The sequence below is a fragment of the Leclercia sp. TB492 genome, assembly GCF_049974505.2.
GTDB lineage: Bacteria > Pseudomonadota > Gammaproteobacteria > Enterobacterales > Enterobacteriaceae > Enterobacter > Enterobacter adecarboxylatus_C.
The window spans coordinates 3,828,217-3,843,372 of the sequence record NZ_CM127572.1 but is presented as its reverse complement, the minus strand read 5'-3'; the positions used below and the strand labels follow the sequence as shown (position 1 = coordinate 3,843,372).

Below are 15,156 nucleotides of genomic sequence, written 5' to 3'. Positions count from 1 at the left end.
GAAAATGACAGGTGTCACATATTTATTGTTTATAAATCATGTTTTTAACAAAAAGTGGTGAATATTAACCTCTGTTTTAAAGTGTAATGTCCATCACAGATCGCACCCTACCAGCCGATAAATCCATATTTTCACGTTATACGACCTGACACTTTTTCCGGGTTTCTCGTAATTTCGTTTAACGTCTTACGCTGTTCAGGCAGGAAAATATGACATCTATTAATGACTCTACCTTTATGCCCCGTGCCCTTCGTGATACCCGAAGGATGAACCTGTTTGTCTCTGTTTCCGCCGCGGTGGCCGGTCTGCTGTTTGGTCTGGATATCGGCGTTATTGCCGGTGCGCTACCTTTTATCACCGATCACTTTACGCTCAGCAATCGCCTGCAGGAGTGGGTGGTGAGCAGCATGATGCTGGGCGCAGCAGTGGGTGCCTTGTTCAACGGCTGGCTCTCGTTCCGCCTGGGGCGAAAATACAGCCTGATGGTCGGGGCGGTTTTGTTTGTCGCTGGTTCGATTGGCTCTGCGTTCGCCTCAAACGTGGAGGTGCTGCTGCTCTCCCGCGTGCTGCTCGGCGTGGCCGTGGGGATTGCCTCCTACACCGCCCCCCTGTATCTCTCGGAGATGGCGAGCGAAAACGTTCGCGGCAAAATGATCAGCATGTACCAGCTGATGGTAACGCTCGGGATCGTGCTGGCCTTTCTTTCTGATACGTATTTCAGCTACAGCGGCAACTGGCGCGCGATGCTGGGTGTACTGGCATTACCGGCGGTATTGCTGATTGTGCTGGTGATCTTTTTGCCTAACAGTCCACGCTGGCTGGCGCAAAAAGGGCGTCACGTCGAGGCGGAAGAAGTGCTGCGGATGCTGCGCGATACCTCTGAGAAAGCGCGGGAAGAGCTGAACGAGATCCGCGAAAGCCTCAAGCTGAAACAGGGTGGCTGGTCGTTGTTCAAAATAAACCGCAACGTCCGTCGCGCGGTATTTCTCGGCATGCTCCTGCAGGCGATGCAGCAGTTTACCGGCATGAATATCATCATGTATTACGCGCCACGTATTTTCAAAATGGCCGGGTTCACCACTACCGAACAGCAGATGATCGCCACGCTGGTAGTGGGGCTGACCTTTATGTTTGCCACCTTTATTGCGGTGTTTACCGTCGATAAAGCGGGCCGTAAGCCGGCCCTGAAAATTGGTTTTAGCGTGATGGCGCTGGGAACACTGATCCTCGGCTACTGCCTGATGCAGTTTGATAACGGTACGGCGTCCAGCAGCTTATCCTGGCTCTCTGTGGGGATGACGATGATGTGCATCGCGGGATACGCGATGAGCGCCGCGCCGGTGGTGTGGATCCTGTGCTCCGAAATTCAGCCCCTGAAATGCCGCGATTTCGGGATCACCTGTTCCACCACCACTAACTGGGTGTCGAACATGATCATTGGCGCCACCTTCCTGACCCTGCTGGATTCTATCGGCGCGGCAGGGACCTTCTGGCTTTATACGGTGCTGAACGTGGCCTTTATTGGTATCACCTTCTGGCTGATTCCGGAAACCAAAGGTGTCACCCTGGAGCATATTGAGCGCAAGCTGATGTCAGGGGAGAAGTTAAGAAACATCGGCGTGTGAGGGTAATGCCCGGCGGCGCTTTGCTTGCCGGGCCTACAAAACCGTAAGCCGGGTAAGGCGTAGCCGCCACCCGGCTTTTTTCACACCCGGGCGAGATAGAGCGCCGGCATCCCTTCTTCGTCCGAGGTGTACAGCACCCACTTATTGTCCGGTGAAAACGACGGATGCGGGTGGGTCACCTGGCGATCGCCGTCCAGCACTTTCCAGCTGGTGTTGTGCTGGCAGATGGCGGTTTGCGTGCCTTGTTCAATATCGAATACCCAGATAAAGGGATCGTTGAGGCTGATATCGCCGGTATTGTGCGGCGCGCCGTCACCGACGATCAGCGAGCCGTCGTGGTTACTCATCAGGTGAGAGCAGGGCGGGATCGCCATCAGCTGGCGATTCTCCAGCGTTTGCGGATCGGCGCTGAACAGGTAGCGCTGCGGATCGTTCTCCTTGTGCGCCACGTAATAGAGCGCTGAGCCGTCCGGCACCCAGAACTCGTGGGTAAAGCTCTCGCCCGCGGCATGCTGGCGCACCTTGCGCAGATTGCGGCCATCTTCGCCGATCAGCCACATGCGGGCATCGATCGCGTCGCGCGGGCCTTCATGACAAAATGCCACGGTGCTGTCGTCGAACGGACGGTAAATCGGATGTCCGAGCCAGCGTTTTTCCTGCAAAATCACCCGCCGTTCACCGGTTTGCAGATCGATGTTGATCAGGCGGCATTCCGGGTTGGTAAAGTAGAACGCGCGGAATTTGCTCCAGTCGGTGAGCGGCTGCCAGTCGCTTTTCTTAATCTCGATGCCCACCAGCTTCGTACAGTCAGAGTTCGCCACCCAGGTGCCGTAGGCCACCCAGTCGTTATCGACCTCATACACCACATACTCTTCAAGACTGTCGAGATCGACGCGCCTGAGTTCGCGGCTATTTTTCACGTACCACAGAGATTTATCGTCCGTTGAAAGGAAACCACCGAAGGTGTTGTCTCCGGCGCCGTCGGTCAGCTGGGTCGCTTTTTGCTGCTCAATGTCCAGCAGGTAGTAGTTCCAGTGGCCCTCAAAGGCGCCGCCAAAGATCAGCTTGCTGCCATCGCGGGTAAAGCATTTCTGATAGAAGTAGTTACGGTGACAGATGATGTGCGGAGGCGTCAGCCGTATCACGTCGTGGCCGGTCTGGCTGTCCTGACGGGCACGGAAATTCAGGGGGATGATTTTTCCTTTCATGGTATGTTCCTTCAGATAAAAAAATCCCCCACCGCGTAGCGGTAGGGCATTGATAATCTAAGATAATTAACGCATTGCGCGTTTCAGGATACGTTCAGCCTGGCGCTGGAAGTCAGCAGCAGTCTCTTCTACCGTTTTCTGACCATAGTCGATGTACTGCAGGGAGGTGCCGAACTGAGCCACGATCTGCGGATCGTCAAAGTATGGCGATACGGAGAGTTTGGCTGGCAGAGACTGCGCCAGGCGCAGACCCGCAACCGCCGGATCGTTCTCTTTAATGTCGCCGTTTTCAGTCAGGTATTTTACCGCTACTTTGCTCAGCGGCACGCCACGCTCCAGGCCCAGCGTCTCCACACCCTCTTTGCTGTTGAGCAGGAAGTTAATCACCTTCGCGGCCGCTTCCGGGTTTTTGGTGGATTTACCAATAGAGAGCATCTGGGCCGGTTTAAAGAACAGACCGGCATCGGTTGCACCCGGCAGCATCGGGTAGCTGCCCAGCTCCAGCTTCGCTGGTGGCTTCAGGTTGTCGGAATATTTTTTGATGGTGGAGTTCCACATATAGGTGCCGCCCCATTCGCCCTCGATCCACGGCTTCATCTCATACATGTTGCTCTTACCGAAGGACGCGTAGTACTTGGTGTCAGGCATCACGTGGCTGTCGATGAGCTTCTTATAGGTCTGGAAGAACTCAACCCACTGCTCTTTGCTGTAGGAGAATTTCTTCGTCTTCTCGTCAACCGCCGGGATGTTGTACTTCTGGATCATGTAAGAGTTCAGCAGCGCCAGGGTATCCTGGTGCTCCAGAATGACCGGGTAGTACTGTTTGCCCAGTTTGCTCTCAAAAGCTTTACCCGCCGCCATCAGCTCATCCCAGGTTTTCGGGTATTCAACGCCCGCTTTTTTCCAGGTCTCATCGTTGAAGTAGAAGACGCGCGCGGTCACGGAGATCGGGATCCCGTTCAGCTTGCCGTTCACCGTGGTGGACTGCAGCTCTTTAGGATCGAACTGCGTCAGATCGATCACGTCCTTCATTTTGTTCAGGTCGTAGAAGCCGTCGCCGGTTTTGGAGAAGATCGGCAGCCAGTTCCAGTTGGTCTGCATCACGTCCGGCTCGGTGCCGCCCGCAATCTGCGTGGTCAGACGTGACAGGTGACCATCCCAGCCGGTGTATTCCGACTTAACGTTAATATCCGGGTTCTGTTTGTGGAACTCTTCCAGAGCTTTCAACGTGACCTGGTGACGGCCATTGCCGCCCCACCAGGACATACGCAGATCGGTGCTGTCCGCAGCAAAAGTGGGTAGGGCACTCATTCCAAAAGTAGCGGAGATAACGGCGCTTAAAAGCACTTTTTTCATTTTTATAACTCCATTAGAGAGAGATGTTCTGTTCAGTTTTCGCGTCAAAGATATGACACTTATTCATGTCGAACTTAAAGTACACCTTACGGTGAAGGCCTTTGTTAATCATCGGCTTAGCTTCATCGGAAGGAATTCGGGCAGTCAGTTCGTACTCGCCAACTTTCAGGTAAACGAAGAATTCATGTCCCATGTTTTCGGCGCGGACCATTTCGCCGCTGCAGCTGCCCTGGGCGAAGGGCTCATCGGAAATTGAGACAAAATCAGGGCGGATACCGTAGAAAATGTCCTGATCAACATGCGCGGCGACTTTCTCTTTCAGCTCCGGGCTTAACGGCATGGTCTGGTTGCCGATGGTCAGGGAGAGTTGGCCGTCCTGCTGCACCAGTTTGCTGGCGCGGATGTTCATCTCCGGTGAGCCAATAAAGCCGGCCACGAACATGTTTTTCGGTTTGTGGTACAGGTTGTCCGGGGTATCCACCTGCATGATATGGCCAAGCTTCATCACGCAGATGCGGTCGCCCATGGTCATCGCTTCGGTCTGGTCGTGCGTCACGTAGACGGTGGTCGCCGGTTTGCCGGAGGCCTTCAGCTGCTTGTGCAGATCCGAAATACGGATACGCATCGAGGCACGCAGTTTGGCGTCGAGGTTAGAGAGCGGTTCGTCGAACAGGAACACGTCCGGCTTTTTCACAATCGCACGGCCTACGGCCACACGCTGGGCCTGACCGCCGGAGAGCTGGCGCGGCAAGCGGTCGAGCAGCTCATCCAGCTCGAGGATTTTGGCCGCTTCGTTAACCTGAGCCTCAATCTGCGCTTTTGGCAGCTTGCTCAGCTTCAGGCCAAAGGCCAGGTTTTCACGCACGGTCATATGTGGATAGAGCGCATAGTTCTGGAACACCATCGCAATCCCTCGCTCTTTTGGCGCCAGGTTGTTGACGATCTTGTCGCCGATGCGCACTTCGCCGCCGCTGATGGTCTCCAGACCGGCCAGCATACGCAGGGTGGTGGACTTCGCGCAGCCGGACGGGCCGACGATCACCATGAATTCACCTTCAGCGATTTTCAGGTCGATAGCATGTACCGCTTTGAAGCCGTTGGAGTAAACCTTTTCCAGTTTGTTGAAAATAACTTCAGCCATGATATTTCCCTCTTAACCTTTAATTCCGCTGCTGGTTACGCCCTGTACGAAGTAGCGCTGTGCCAGGAAGAAGACAATGATGGATGGCAGAATGGAGATGCTCGCCATTGCCAGAATTTCGTTCCACGGCGCACCTTCGGTGACGTCGATGGACATTTTCAGAGCCAGTGCAATCGGGTATTTGTCCACGCTGTAGACGTAAATCAGCGGCCCGATAAAGTCGTTCATTGACCACATGAACTGGAACAGTGCCACGGAGATGATGGCCGGCTTCAGGATAGGTACCACCACGTACCACAGCACCTGAATGGAGTTACAACCGTCAATCTGCGCCGCCTCTTCCATGTCACGCGGTACGCCGCGCAGGAACTGGATCAGCATGAAGACGAAGAACCCTTGCGTAGCGAAGGCCAGCGGCAGGTACAGCGGCATGTAGCTGTTCAGCATGCCCATTTCACGGAACATCAGGTACTGAGGGATCAGCAGCACGGTGCTTGGCAGCAACATGGTGGTGATCAGCGTTGCGAACCAGAACTTCTTCCACGGGATCTCGAAGCGGGCAAAGCCGTACGCCACGATGGTGGAGGAGATAATGGTCAGGATCACTTTCGGGATCACATACTTGAAAGTGTTCAGCATGTAATGACCGAAGTTGTACTCGGTACCGGTTTTCCAGCCGTTAATGAAGCCGTCCCAGGTAGCGTGTGCCGGCCACAGGCTCAGGGTGGTGAAGATCTCGTGGTTCGGTTTGAACGACGCCGAGAACATCCACACCAGCGGGTAGAGCATCAGCAGGCCAACAAACAGCAGGATCACATAGCGAATGCTGGCGCTAATTTTTTCACGACGCAGCGTCCGCGCCACTTCACGTTCTGCGATGCTTCTCGCCGTGGAGAGTTGTTGAATATCAGCCATTTTTGCCTCCCTTATCGGCGGAGTAGAACACCCAGTATTTCGAAGACTTAAAGGCGATAGCGGCGAAGACAGCGACTACCAGGAACAGGACCCAGGCCAGTGCCGCGCCGTAACCCATGTCAAAGTACTTGAATGCGGTGTCGTAGATGTACAGTGAGAACAGGTAGGTGGAGTAGGTTGGTCCACCGCCGGTAATAACATACGGACCGGTAAATTCCTGGAACGCCTGGGTGGTCTGCATGATGAAGTTGAAGAAGATCACCGGTGTAATCAGCGGCACGGTCACTTTCATGAACATCTGCCACTTGGACGCGCCGTCGATCATCGCCGCTTCATACTGCGACTGCGGGACGTTCTGCAGGGCGGCGAGGAAGATCACCATCGCGGAGCCGAACTGCCATACGCGCAGCAGGGTCACGGACATCAGCGCCAGAGAAGGTTCGCCAAGCCAGTTCACCGCGTCAAAACCAAACACGCCGATAAAGCTGTTAAGCAGGCCATCAATGGCAAACAGAGCGCGCCACAGAACGGCAATGGCCACGGAGCTGCCGAGGATCGATGGAATATAGTAAGCGGTACGGAAGAAGCCGATGCCGCGCAGTTTAAAGTTCAGAACAAACGCAATACCCAGCGCAAAGGCCAGTTTCAGTGGGATAGTTAAAAAGACATAGGCAAAGGTCACGCCCATGGATTTCCAGAAGAGGGTGTCTTCCGTAAACATGTAGCGATAGTTCTCTATGCCGTTAAATACCGGCGGGCTCATCAAATCGTACTCAGTAAAACTGAGGAAGAAAGATGAAACAAAGGGGAAGGCGGTGAAAAGTATCAACCCAATTATGTAGGGTGATATCCACGCCAGCCCCAACATCTTGTTTTCATTCATACATACCTACCTGGTAATTAATGGTTTAAAACGGAATCTGTACGGGTGCTGCTGGCCGTTGTTTCAATTTTTTAAAACTTATGAACCACCGTTTTCAATTTGTAAAACGACGTTTTAATTTATTTTATTGTGATTTAAATCCACGTCATTCAATAAATAGTGGAAATGTGATCGCGGTCGAAACAGCGTTTCAATAAGGTGAGATGGATGGCATTTTTATCGACTTGCGCGGAAAGGCGATGAGAAAAAACCAGCTAAACAGAGGACTTTGCTCACATATTCTGGGAATTATCGCCAGTAGATACAAACTACTAATATTTGTAGCAAAAATGTAACATGGGAATTAAGGTAGCGAGGATATAGTTAACTTGTTGAATGATTACTTTGCTGAGATAAAGCTAATTGCACTTAAGCAGAAAAAAGGGCGATGCGGTTGCATCGCCCTCTTCATTATTTCAGGAAATCTTCACGAACCGGGGTAAAGGTATCCAGCAGGGTGCCCGGCTTCAGGCAAACGCAGCCGTGCATAATGTGCGGTTGCTTATACAGCGTATCCCCGGCGGTAACGACATGCTTCTCTTCACCGATGGTGAATTCGAATTCGCCGGATAACACATAGGTCAACTGCTCGTGCGGGTGGTTGTGCATCGGGCCTACGGCACCCTGTTCGAAATTGACCTCTACCGCCATCATTTTGCCGTCGTGCGCCAGAATACGGCGGGAGACGCCGTTACCCAGATCTTCAAGTTGAGTTTCTTTGTGGAAAATAAACATGCTCATGTCCTGTTATATAGTGAAACATCGTTTCATTTAATTTATCCCAGTGCCGGGTAAAAGGAAATGTGGAACCAGAGAACTGGAAACTCGATCACAAGTTTGCTTCACTGGGTGAAACCGGAAAGGAGAGCACGATGAAAACGATTGGCCTGTTGGGAGGAATGAGCTGGGAATCCACCATTCCGTATTATCGTCTGATTAACGAGGGGGTGAAACAGCGCCTGGGAGGATTGCACTCGGCCAGCCTGCTGCTGCACAGCGTCGATTTTCATGAGATAGAAGCCTGCCAGTCCAGCGGCGACTGGGAGAAGGCCGGAGAGATCCTCGCTGAGGCAGCGCTGGGATTGCAGGGGGCAGGGGCGGAGGCCATTCTGCTGTGCACCAACACCATGCACAAAGTCGCCTCGCAGATTGAAGCGCGCTGCTCTCTGCCGTTCCTGCATATCGCCGATGCTACCGGGCGGGCCATCACCGCGGCGGGCATGAACCGCGTGGCGCTGCTCGGCACCCGCTACACCATGGAGCAGGATTTCTACCGCGGGCGGCTGACGGCGCAGTACGGCATCGAAAGCCTGATCCCGGACGAGGCAGATCGGGCCCGCATCAATCAGATCATCTTTGAAGAGCTTTGCCTCGGTACCTTTAGCGAGGACTCACGCCAGTACTATCTGAGCGTGATCCAGACGCTCGCCGATCGAGGGGCGCAGGGGGTGATCTTCGGCTGCACCGAGATTGGCCTGCTGATCCCGGCGGATGAAAGCCCGATCCCGGTGTTTGATACCGCCGCGATCCACGCCGCCGATGCGGTGGCGTTTATGCTTTCGTAGCGTGCGAGGTTAACAGCCGCTCCAGCGGATCAATAATGGTATCCAGCCCCTGCTGCAGATGGGCGCTAAAGGTATCCACCAGCGCCGAGGCCGGGCGGTGCAGCGGCCTGATCAGGCTCACCGTAAAGGGCACCGAAATACTGAAGCGGCGGATCGCAATCCCGCTGTCGGCATAGTCCAGCGCCGTCAGCGGGTTCACCACCGAAATCCCCACCCCCGCCCGCACCATGGCGCAGATCGAGGCGGCGCTGTGGGTCTCCACCACCATCCGTCGTTTCACCTGATGCTCGGCAAAGAGCGTGTCCAGCAGCTGCCGGTAACTGTCGGTGCGCGACAGGCTGATGTAGTTCTCGCCCTGAAAATCCGCCGGGGTCAGCACCGCTTTTTCAGCAAGCCGATGTCCGGCAGGCAGGACGCACACCTCATCTAATGAGAGCAGCTCATGGCGGGCGGTACCCGCCGGGGTGGCGAGGGTTTCGGTCAGCCCAAGATCGTGGCGCTGGGCCGAGAGCCACTCCTCCAGCAACGGCGACTCCTGCGGGACGATGGTCAGGTTCACGTCCGGGTAGCGGGCGAGAAACGGCTGCAGCAGGGCGGGCAAAAACGACTGGGAGAAGACCGGCAGGCAGACGATGGACAGCTCGCCCTGGCGAAACTCGCGCAGGCTGTCGGCGGCGCTGACGATGCGGTCCAGCCCGTACCAGGAGCGCTGCACCTCCTCGAACAGCCGCAGCCCCTGCACCGTGGGGTGCAACCGCCCGCGGGTACGCTCGAACAGCGTCAGGCCGATCACCTTCTCGAAGCGAGCCAGCTCGCGGCTCACCGTCGGCTGGGAGGTGTGCAGCAGGCGGGCGGCTTCGGTCAGGTTTCCGGCGGTCATCACCGCGTGGAAAATTTCAATATGGCGTAAATTTACAGCGGGCATGGGAGGCGACCTGGTTGCGCGTAATCCATATCATTTTTGCATAGACTGGCGATAAAACGATATTTTTTATTCTCTTCGCGCTGTGGCGTAATCATAAAAAATCGACTTCCCGGAGAGCACCATGCCACGCCCGCTGCACAACACCGATACCGATCTGAATGCCGACAATTTGCTGCGACTGCCTGCGGAGTTTGGTTGCCCGGTCTGGGTTTATGACGCGCAGATTATCCGCGACAAAATTGCCGCCCTGCATCAGTTTGACGTGGTGCGTTTTGCCCAGAAAGCCTGCTCCAACATCCATATTCTGCGCCTGATGCGCGAGCAGGGCGTCAAGGTTGACTCCGTATCGCTGGGTGAAATCGAGCGCGCGCTGGCGGCAGGCTACGATCCAAAGATCGACCGCGACGCCATCGTCTTTACCGCCGACCTAATCGACAGCGCCACCCTGGCCCGAGTGCATGAGCTGCAGATCCCGGTCAACGCCGGTTCGGTGGATATGCTGGAGCAGCTGGGGCAGGTGTCGCCGGGCCATCGAGTCTGGCTGCGCGTCAACCCGGGCTTTGGTCACGGCCACAGCCAGAAGACCAACACCGGCGGCGAAAACAGCAAACACGGCATCTGGTATAGCGATCTGCCTGCGGCACTGACCGTACTGCAGCGCTATAACCTGAAGCTGGTGGGGATCCATATGCACATTGGCTCCGGCGTGGACTACGGTCACCTTGAGCAGGTGTGCGGCGCGATGGTGCGTCAGGTGATCGAATTCGGTCAGGATCTGGAGGCGATCTCCGCAGGCGGTGGCTTATCTATTCCCTATCGCGAAGGGGAAGAGGCGATCGATACCGATCACTACTATGGCCTGTGGAACGGCGCGCGCGACAAAATTGCCGCTCATCTGGGGCATGCGGTGAAGCTGGAGATCGAGCCGGGGCGTTTCCTGGTGGCGGAATCCGGCGTGCTGGTGTCCCAGGTGCGCAGCGTGAAGGCGATGGGCAGCCGTCACTTCGTGCTGATCGACGCGGGCTTTAACGATCTGATGCGTCCATCTATGTACGGCAGCTATCACCACATTACGGCCCTCGCGGCCGACGGCCGGGATTTAACCCAGGCGCCAGTGGTAGAGACGGTAGTGGCAGGCCCGCTGTGCGAATCCGGGGATGTCTTCACCCAGCAGGAGGGCGGGAAAGTGGAAACCCGCGCGCTGCCGCAGGTTGTGCCCGGGGATTACCTGGTGCTGCACGATACCGGTGCCTACGGCGCGTCCATGTCCTCGAACTACAACAGCCGTCCGCTGCTGCCGGAAGTGCTGTTTGATAAAGGTGAGGCGCGGCTGATCCGTCGTCGTCAGACCATTCAGGAACTGCTCGCCCTCGAACTGTTCTGATCGAACCAGGGTCCCGCCGCTACCGAATCACGTAACACCAGCGTGCCGGTAAAGGGCGGGATCGCTTCGATCGGCTCGCTTTTCGCCAGCCGGATCGCCTGATCGATGGCGGTGGTGATCATGTTATCGATCGGCAGATAGACGGTAGATAACGCGGGCTCCAGCCACCTGGCGCAGGGCGCGTCATCAAAACCAAATAACGACACATCCTGCGGAATATGCAGCCCGGCCTGGTGCAGTGCCTTCGAGGCCCCCAGCGCCATATCGTCATTACAGGCAAACAGGGCGCTGAAGGGCACCTTGTCGTTCAGTAACTCCTGGCACAGTTCATATCCGCGGGTCATTCCCGAATCGCCATACTTCACCCGGCTCTCATCCCAGGGAATGCCGTGCTTTTCCAGCGCCTTGCGATAGCCGGTCAGACGCGCCTTGCCGGTGGGGGTGTGGATCGGTACCGTCATGCAGGCAATCTCCCGGTGCCCCTGGCTTATCAGGTACTCCACGGCGCTGAAGGCGGCTGCCTGCTGCTCGAAGAACACGCAGCGCTCCCGGGCCTGGCTGACGTCGCGGTTAATTACCACCAGCGGCATCTTGACGCTGTTGATGAGCTTCATGATCGCTTTTTCGCTCATGTAGCGGGTGTAGAGCACGATAGCATCGCACTGGCGATCGGCCAGCATCTGCACCGCTTCCTCTTCCCGCTCCGGGGTATCGTGACCGTCGGTGACAATCAGCTGCTTGCCGTGCGTTTCGGTCTGACGTGAGGCCTGCTGCAGCAGGCGCCCAAAGTAAAAACCGTCAAAGGTCGAAACCACCAGACCAATGCTGTTGCTGGTCCGGTTCGCCAGCGATCGCGCCAGAAAATTGGGGCGGTAGCCCAGCTCTTCCATCGCGTTAAACACCTGCTGACGGGTACTCTCTTTGACCTGACCTGTGCCGTTCAGTACGCGCGACACCGTGGCTTTCGACACGCCCGCGCGCAGTGAGACATCCAGCATTGTTGCCATTTGCTCTTCCTGCTTCCACGTTATGCACGCAAGTTTATCACAGACGTTCAGCGGCATAAGCCGGGCGGGAGGGGCAAAACCCTCATCAGGATCACGCTTTCTGGCAACGGGTGTGGGGTCAGGCAAAAGTGGCATACCAAAGTGATTATAAATCACACTCTGGGATACCTCTTGCCGCGTTGAGAGCTTAATCACAGAACAAATCGTGACTGGAAGCTATTTTTGGTATGCCAATAGAAGCCGGCTGTACACCTTATCCCAATAAAGGCCCTTTTACTGAGGTATTACCCCATGGCATTACAGGAAAAACTGATCAACTCTCTGGGCAGTTTCGCCACAAAGTTCAACAGTTATCGCTATATCATGGCGATAAAGTCCGCCTTCATCACCTTAATGCCGGTCATCATCGTGGGCGCATTTTCGGTGCTGATCTCCAATATGGTGCTGGATCCGAAAAACGGCTTAGCCAGCTTTCAGTCGCTCTCGTTTCTCGCCACGCTGAAGCCGATCACCAGCGCCCTGAACTATGCCACGCTGAACTTCCTCAATATCGGGGCCGTGTTCCTGATCGGCATCGAACTGGGGCGTATCAACGGCATTAAATCCCTCTTCCCGGGGCTGCTGGCGGTGATCTGCTTTATCTGCGTCACGCCAACTACCGTTGAGATGATGGTCGACGGCGAAATGCACATGGTAAAAGATGTGCTCCTGCGCCAGTTCTCCGATACCCGCAGCCTGTTCCTCGGCATGTTCATCGCCATCCTGTCGGTAGAGATCTACTGCTGGCTGGAAGGCCGGCCGGGGCTGAAGATCAGGATGCCTGACACCGTGCCGCCGAACGTGTCGGCCTCGTTCTCGGCGCTGATCCCGGCGATCATTACCACCACCCTCATCGCCACCTTCGGCTTTGTGTTCCATCAGGTGACCGGCATGTACCTCTACGATGCGGTCTACCAGGTGGTGCAACAGCCGCTGGAGCGGGTGGTGCAAAGCCTGCCGGGGATCCTGCTGCTGATGTTTGTCGCCCAGCTGTTCTGGGTGATCGGTATCCACGGTAACCAGATGATCAAACCGATCCGCGAGCCGCTGCTGCTGGGGGCGATCACCGTCAACATGAGCGCCTTTGAGCAGGGCAAAGAGATCCCGAACATCATCACCATGCCGTTCTGGGACGTCTACATGAGCATCGGCGGCTCGGGTCTGACCATCGGCCTGCTGATCGCGGTGATGATTGGCACCAAACGTAAAGAGATGAAGGAGATCGCCAAGCTCTCCATCGGCCCGGGGATCTTTAACATCAACGAACCGGTGATCTTCGGTATGCCAATCATGCTCAACCCGATTCTGGCGATCCCGTTCATCATCACCCCATTAGTGACCGGCTCCATCGGCTACTTCGCCACCGTCACCGGCTTTGCCGGTAAAGCCGTGGTGATGGTGCCCTGGACCACGCCGCCGCTGATCAACGCCTGGCTCTCCACCGCCGGTTCGATGGGCGCAGTGGTTACGCAGGGTGTCTGCATTATTACTGCGGTGCTGATCTACCTGCCGTTTGTGAAGATCGCTTCACGCCGTGCCGAGCAGGCCGCGATTCAGGCCGCTAACCAGGAGGCAACGAATAACGCATGAGCATTAAACAGATGAAAATCCCCGGGGACTTTATCCTTGGGGCTGCGGCCTCCGCCTGGCAGACCGAGGGCTGGAGCGGCAAGAAAGCGGGGCAGGATTCGTGGATCGATCTCTGGTACAAAAACGATCGTCAGGTGTGGCATAACGGCTACGGTCCGGCAGTCGCTACCGATTTCATTAACCGTTTCCGCGAAGACGTCGCGCTGATGAAGCAGGTCGGGCTGACCCACTACCGCACCTCCATCAACTGGTCGCGTTTTCTCACCGACTATGAAAACGCCACCGTCGATGAGGAGTACGCCGCATATTACGACGCCCTGTTTGCCGAGATGCATCGCCAGGGCATTGAGCCGATGATCTGCCTCGAGCATTACGAGCTGCCGGGCACCTTGCTGGAAACCTACGGCGGCTGGGCGTCGAAGCATGTGGTGGAGCTGTTTGTCCGCTATGCAGAAAAGGTCTTTGCCCGCTATCACCATCTGGTGAAGCGCTGGTTTAGCTTCAACGAGCCGATTGTGGTGCAGACCCGGGTTTACCTCGACGCGCTGCGCTGGCCCTACGAACAGAACACCAGCACCTGGATGCAGTGGAATCACCACAAGGTGCTGGCGACGGCGAAGGTAGTGAAGCTGTTCCGCGAGAAGGGCTACAGCGGCAGCGTGGGCTGCATTCTTAACCCGGAAGTGACCTATCCACGCTCACGTGCGGCCCATGACGTAAAAGCGGCGGAGATCTACGATCTGTTCTACAACCGGGTATTCCTCGATCCGCTGGTGCACGGGCACTACCCGCAGGAACTGTTCACCCTGCTGGAGAAACATCAGGTGCAGTGGGAGTACAGCCCCGAAGAGCTGGCGCTGATTGCCGACAACACCGTTGACGAGCTGGGCATCAACCTCTATTACCCGCACCGGGTAAAGGCTCCGTCCCGGGCCTGGCACCCCGAGACGCCGTTCCACCCGGCGTACTACTACGAGCCGTTTGAACTGCCGGGGCGGCGGATGAACCCTTCTCGCGGGTGGGAGATCGCCCCGCGCATCATTTACGACATGGCGATGCGGATCAAAAACGACTACCGCAACATCGACTGGTTCGTGGCCGAAAGCGGGATGGGAGTTGAAAACGAGGCCCAGTACCGTAACCACGACGGCATCATCGAGGACAACTACCGCATCAACTTTATCAGCGAGCATCTTTATTACACCCTGCTGGCGCGGGAGGAGGGGGCGAACTGCCACGGCTACATGCTGTGGGCCTTCACCGACAACGTCTCGCCGATGAACGCCTTTAAAAACCGCTACGGCCTGATTGAGATCGATCTGGCGGATAACCGCGCCCGACGCGCCAAAAAGTCGGCCAGCTGGTTCCGGCAACTGCGTGATGAGCGCGTCCTGACCCTGACCCTCGATGACGAATGGAAGTAGGCGCAGATCGCGACGCTTCTGGTAACATAGTGCGCAAACTGGCCGCATTAACTCA

General features: G+C 56.1%; 13 protein-coding genes. 5 read left to right on the top strand and 8 right to left on the bottom strand.

Features of this window, described 5'->3' with window-relative positions; all coding sequences use genetic code 11:
• The first annotated feature begins 209 nt into the window (after positions 1-209).
• The gene (gene araE / locus ACP4QI_RS18120; protein WP_142486986.1) at positions 210-1,625 is read left to right on the top strand and encodes an arabinose-proton symporter AraE; all 1,416 of its coding nucleotides are present in this window, start codon (positions 210-212) and stop codon (positions 1,623-1,625) included.
• An 80-nt stretch (positions 1,626-1,705) separates the two neighbouring features.
• Here araE and ACP4QI_RS18115 read toward each other — a convergent pair whose 3' ends face one another.
• The 6 genes from ACP4QI_RS18115 to ACP4QI_RS18090 form a co-directional block, all read right to left on the bottom strand.
• Positions 1,706-2,833 (bottom strand): oligogalacturonate lyase family protein, encoded by a 1,128-nt coding sequence (locus ACP4QI_RS18115; RefSeq protein WP_426495701.1) that lies wholly within the window; start codon positions 2,831-2,833, stop codon positions 1,706-1,708.
• Positions 2,834-2,899: 66 nt separating this feature from the next.
• On the bottom strand, positions 2,900-4,189 hold the full coding sequence (locus tag ACP4QI_RS18110) for an ABC transporter substrate-binding protein (protein ID WP_426495700.1): 1,290 nt from the start codon (positions 4,187-4,189) through the stop codon (positions 2,900-2,902).
• A 13-nt stretch (positions 4,190-4,202) separates the two neighbouring features.
• Positions 4,203-5,330: an ABC transporter ATP-binding protein gene (locus tag ACP4QI_RS18105; RefSeq protein WP_142486983.1), complete on the bottom strand. Its 1,128-nt coding sequence runs from the start codon at positions 5,328-5,330 to the stop codon at positions 4,203-4,205.
• A gap of 12 nt (positions 5,331-5,342) precedes the next feature.
• Positions 5,343-6,245: a carbohydrate ABC transporter permease gene (locus tag ACP4QI_RS18100; RefSeq protein ID WP_032613800.1), complete on the bottom strand. Its 903-nt coding sequence runs from the start codon at positions 6,243-6,245 to the stop codon at positions 5,343-5,345.
• Positions 6,238-7,128: a carbohydrate ABC transporter permease gene (locus ACP4QI_RS18095; protein ID WP_032613798.1), complete on the bottom strand. Its 891-nt coding sequence runs from the start codon at positions 7,126-7,128 to the stop codon at positions 6,238-6,240. The genes ACP4QI_RS18100 and ACP4QI_RS18095 overlap by 8 nt, the downstream gene beginning before the upstream one ends.
• A gap of 450 nt (positions 7,129-7,578) precedes the next feature.
• Positions 7,579-7,902, bottom strand: coding sequence for a cupin domain-containing protein (locus tag ACP4QI_RS18090; protein ID WP_142486982.1), 324 nt, complete (start codon positions 7,900-7,902; stop codon positions 7,579-7,581).
• 137 nt (positions 7,903-8,039) lie between these two features.
• On the opposite strand from ACP4QI_RS18090, the gene ACP4QI_RS18085 reads away from it, so the two are divergent.
• Positions 8,040-8,732, top strand: coding sequence for an aspartate/glutamate racemase (locus ACP4QI_RS18085; RefSeq protein ID WP_426495699.1), 693 nt, complete (start codon positions 8,040-8,042; stop codon positions 8,730-8,732).
• Here the strand turns inward: ACP4QI_RS18085 and ACP4QI_RS18080 are convergent.
• The gene (locus ACP4QI_RS18080; protein ID WP_231313723.1) at positions 8,719-9,657 is read right to left on the bottom strand and encodes a LysR family transcriptional regulator; all 939 of its coding nucleotides are present in this window, start codon (positions 9,655-9,657) and stop codon (positions 8,719-8,721) included. The two genes, ACP4QI_RS18085 and ACP4QI_RS18080, sit on opposite strands and share 14 nt — an antisense overlap.
• Positions 9,658-9,778: 121 nt before the next feature.
• On the opposite strand from ACP4QI_RS18080, the gene lysA reads away from it, so the two are divergent.
• Positions 9,779-11,041 (top strand): diaminopimelate decarboxylase, encoded by a 1,263-nt coding sequence (gene lysA, locus ACP4QI_RS18075; protein ID WP_426495698.1) that lies wholly within the window; start codon positions 9,779-9,781, stop codon positions 11,039-11,041.
• Here the strand turns inward: lysA and ACP4QI_RS18070 are convergent.
• Positions 11,011-12,048 carry a LacI family DNA-binding transcriptional regulator gene (locus ACP4QI_RS18070; RefSeq protein WP_231313724.1) on the bottom strand — a complete coding sequence of 346 codons (1,038 nt, stop codon included), beginning with the start codon at positions 12,046-12,048 and terminating at the stop codon, positions 11,011-11,013. The two genes, lysA and ACP4QI_RS18070, sit on opposite strands and share 31 nt — an antisense overlap.
• 291 nt (positions 12,049-12,339) lie before the next feature.
• On the opposite strand from ACP4QI_RS18070, the gene ACP4QI_RS18065 reads away from it, so the two are divergent.
• Both ACP4QI_RS18065 and ACP4QI_RS18060 read left to right on the top strand, forming a co-directional pair.
• On the top strand, positions 12,340-13,677 hold the full coding sequence (locus ACP4QI_RS18065; RefSeq protein ID WP_142486977.1) for a PTS sugar transporter subunit IIC: 1,338 nt from the start codon (positions 12,340-12,342) through the stop codon (positions 13,675-13,677).
• Positions 13,674-15,101, top strand: coding sequence for a glycoside hydrolase family 1 protein (locus tag ACP4QI_RS18060; protein ID WP_426495697.1), 1,428 nt, complete (start codon positions 13,674-13,676; stop codon positions 15,099-15,101). The genes ACP4QI_RS18065 and ACP4QI_RS18060 overlap by 4 nt, the downstream gene beginning before the upstream one ends.
• Positions 15,102-15,156 lie beyond the last annotated feature (55 nt).

What these genes read in the sequence shown, in the direction of transcription:
- araE (WP_142486986.1), top strand. Translation starts at nt 210, where the DNA reads ATGACATCTATTAATGACTCTACCTTTATGCCCCGTGCCCTTCGTGAT.
- ACP4QI_RS18115 (WP_426495701.1), bottom strand. Translation starts at nt 2,833, where the DNA reads ATGAAAGGAAAAATCATCCCCCTGAATTTCCGTGCCCGTCAGGACAGC.
- ACP4QI_RS18110 (WP_426495700.1), bottom strand. Translation starts at nt 4,189, where the DNA reads ATGAAAAAAGTGCTTTTAAGCGCCGTTATCTCCGCTACTTTTGGAATG.
- ACP4QI_RS18105 (WP_142486983.1), bottom strand. Translation starts at nt 5,330, where the DNA reads ATGGCTGAAGTTATTTTCAACAAACTGGAAAAGGTTTACTCCAACGGC.
- ACP4QI_RS18100 (WP_032613800.1), bottom strand. Translation starts at nt 6,245, where the DNA reads ATGGCTGATATTCAACAACTCTCCACGGCGAGAAGCATCGCAGAACGT.
- ACP4QI_RS18095 (WP_032613798.1), bottom strand. Translation starts at nt 7,128, where the DNA reads ATGAATGAAAACAAGATGTTGGGGCTGGCGTGGATATCACCCTACATA.
- ACP4QI_RS18090 (WP_142486982.1), bottom strand. Translation starts at nt 7,902, where the DNA reads ATGTTTATTTTCCACAAAGAAACTCAACTTGAAGATCTGGGTAACGGC.
- ACP4QI_RS18085 (WP_426495699.1), top strand. Translation starts at nt 8,040, where the DNA reads ATGAAAACGATTGGCCTGTTGGGAGGAATGAGCTGGGAATCCACCATT.
- ACP4QI_RS18080 (WP_231313723.1), bottom strand. Translation starts at nt 9,657, where the DNA reads ATGCCCGCTGTAAATTTACGCCATATTGAAATTTTCCACGCGGTGATG.
- lysA (WP_426495698.1), top strand. Translation starts at nt 9,779, where the DNA reads ATGCCACGCCCGCTGCACAACACCGATACCGATCTGAATGCCGACAAT.
- ACP4QI_RS18070 (WP_231313724.1), bottom strand. Translation starts at nt 12,048, where the DNA reads ATGGCAACAATGCTGGATGTCTCACTGCGCGCGGGCGTGTCGAAAGCC.
- ACP4QI_RS18065 (WP_142486977.1), top strand. Translation starts at nt 12,340, where the DNA reads ATGGCATTACAGGAAAAACTGATCAACTCTCTGGGCAGTTTCGCCACA.
- ACP4QI_RS18060 (WP_426495697.1), top strand. Translation starts at nt 13,674, where the DNA reads ATGAGCATTAAACAGATGAAAATCCCCGGGGACTTTATCCTTGGGGCT.